General features: G+C 71.0%; 2 protein-coding genes. Both read right to left on the bottom strand.

The window, feature by feature from the left end; genetic code table 11:
• A partial coding sequence (locus AB0H32_RS47685) for an AMP-binding protein (protein WP_361135809.1) occupies positions 1-1274 on the bottom strand: 1274 nt, incomplete at its 3' end.
• Between the two features lie 532 nt (positions 1275-1806).
• The coding region (locus tag AB0H32_RS47680) for a PLP-dependent aminotransferase family protein (protein WP_361135806.1) at positions 1807-2796 on the bottom strand (990 nt) is incomplete at its 5' end.

The raw sequence follows: 2796 nt of genomic DNA, 5'->3' as shown, positions 1-2796 counted from the left end.
GCGGCGCTCGGTGAGCGACCAGCCGTACACCCAGTCGAGTACGAGGTCCGGGGAGCCGTGCCGTGCCGGGCGTCGTCGAGCGTCACATACGCCCGTATCGCGCCGTCGTGCACCACGACGGCCTCGGTCACCCCGGGTGCGTCGGCCAGCAGTTGCTCCACCTCGTTGAGGTCGACCTTGAGGCCGTTCACCGAGATCTGCGCGTCGAGGCGGCCGAGCACCCTGACCCGGCCGGTCGCCGGATCGACCGAGCCCGCGTCCCGGGTACGCAGCCAGCCGTCGGCCCAGCGGCCGGGATCGGTGATCCCCAGGTACGGGGACGTCCGGCGACGCAGCAGCAATTCCCCGTTCTCCACGCGGAATTGCTGACCGGGAGCAGGGGTCAGTGCGGGACGGTGCGCCCCCGACAAGTCGGTGGCCATCACGCCGGCCTCGGTCATTCCGTACATCGTCCCGATCCGTACGCCGTAGCGGTCGGCGAAGGAATTCCACAGTTCGTCTCTGAGGAGTTCACCGCCGGTGATCGCGCCTTCGAAAAGGGGAGTCGGGAGAGGAGCGGAGACCCGTGCCAGCAATTCCAGTTGGGACGGCACCGCGAGAAGTACGGCGGGCGCGTCGGCCATGGCCAGACAGCGCAGGATGCCCTCGGTTCCCGTGTGCCGGGGGAGTATCAGCTCGGCTCCCGTGTGCAGGCAGTTGAGCAGTCCGCCGACCAGTCCGAGCACGTTGGTCAGCGACGCCAGGGACACCACCTGCCGTCCCGAGGAGGGGAATCCGTCGATGCGGGTGTAGCGCTCGACCTCGGCGACCAGGTCCTCGGCGTCACGGCCGATGATCTTCGAGGGGCCGGTGGAACCGGAGCTGAACTGGATCAGGGCGTGGCCGCCGGCGGCGGGCGTGCCTCCCGGCAGCGCCACGACCTTGCTGCCGACGTCGTGGAAGCCCCGCATGGGGCGGGCGACGGCACCGACCGGTTCCACCGCCAGCTGTGGCCGCAGCCGCTGGAGACACGAGGTCACCTCGTGGTCGGTGAACCGGTGGTCGATCAGGATCGCCTGGGCGCCGGCCCGCCAGACGGCGAGGACGACGGCGATGTACTCCAGGGACGGAGGCAGGTGCACGGCGACGGACGACCCGGCACTCGCTCCCGCGTCCGCGAGACGCTCCTGACGCTCTGCCACCAGCCGCTGCAGCCGCTGCCGGGTCACGGCCTCGTCCAGCCGCAGGACGACCTCGCCGCCGGGGCCGGCCAGTAACAAATCGTCAACGTCCACGGGTATGCCCCATCTCCTGCCCGAAAAGCGGTGACCGGCTGTCCGCCGATGTCCTCCAGCATTTCCCGGCCGGGCATCGCAGTCCATGAGATCTGACCGCAGAGACGGACGCAGTTACCGGCAGAATTCAGGGATTCCGCAAAGCGGGAGCCAGGGGGCCGGCGAATACGAGGGGTGCGAACGGCTGTGATTCTCCGGTCGATTCACAGCAGTTCCGCCGGAAGAACACGCGTCCTTCCGGCGGAACAGGCGAGTTGCGGCAATCGGTCCGCGGAAACGGCGGGGATAGGCGAGATTTCGGCGGGAAACGCCGGCTCGGCCGGCGAAGCGGTCGGGGCACGGCAGGTCGGTCGGCGGAGCGGACGGACCACGGCGGTTCAGACACCTGTGTCAGCGGTCTGCTGCTACGGAACGGATCAGATGTCCACGCCGGCCGACGCCCGTATCAGGCGTTCGCGCCCGCAAGCTCCCGGATCAGATGTCCACGCCGGCCGACGCCCGTATCAGGCGTCCGCGCCCGCAAGCTCCCGGATCAGACGTCCACGTCGGCCGACTCCCGGATGAAGCGGGCCAGTCGTGCGATGCCCTGCTCGACCTGGTCCGGGGGCACCGCGCTCCACGACAGCCGCAGCCGCCGGTCTCCCTCGGCGCCGTCGTAGAAGCTGCTCATCGGGGTCCACAGCACCCGGTGGGTGCGGGCGGACCGCTCCAGCGCGGCCTCGTCGGCGTCGAAGGGCACGGTCATGACGACGAAGAAGCCGCCCTCCGGCCGGTTCCAGGACACGCCCAGGCGGTCCCGCTCGGCGGGCGGCAGGTACCGGTCGAGCGCGGCGAGCAGCCGGGCCATGTTGGCGCGGTAGAACGCCGCGCCCGGCTCCGCGGCCGGGCGCACCCGGAATCCGTGCCGTACCAGCAGACCGCCGATCACCGCCTGGGACAGCGCCGGGGTGTTGACCGTGGTCATGCTCTTGATCTTCGCGAGCTGGTCGGCGAGCAGCGTGCCGCGCCCGGCGGAGTCGACGACCGGCTGGTCGGCCACCACATAGCCCACGCGGGCGCCGGGGAACCCGGTCTTGGCCAGCGAGCCGAGATAGATCACCCGGCGGTCCCTGTCCAGCGACTTGAGCGTGGGCCGCACGTCCTGTGCGTCGGATGGGAACATGCCGTACGGATTGTCCTCCACGACCAGCAGCCCCTCCTGCCGGGCAGCGGCCAGCAGATCACGGCGGGCCGCGACCGTCATGCACACCCCCGACGGGTTGGCGAAGTCCGGCACGACGTACAGCATCCGGGGACGCAGCCCGTCCTTGCGCGCCCGGCGCGCCGCGTTCGCGAGACCGGCCGGTGTCACACCGTCCGCGCCCTCGGGCACCGGGACGAGGGGGATGTCGAGCAGCCGGGCGGCTCCGCTGATGCCCACGTAGCAGGGGGAGGCGGCGAGCAGGGCGTCCCGCGGGCCCGCGCACAGCGCGCGCAGCGTCAGCACCATGGCCTCCTGCGCGCCGACCGTCACGACGACGGC

It is taken from the genome of Streptomyces sp. NPDC020362 (assembly GCF_040642095.1).
Classification (GTDB): Bacteria; Actinomycetota; Actinomycetes; order Streptomycetales; family Streptomycetaceae; genus Streptomyces.
The sequence above is the reverse complement of the archived record's forward strand: the minus strand, read 5'-3'. Positions and strand labels throughout refer to the sequence as shown.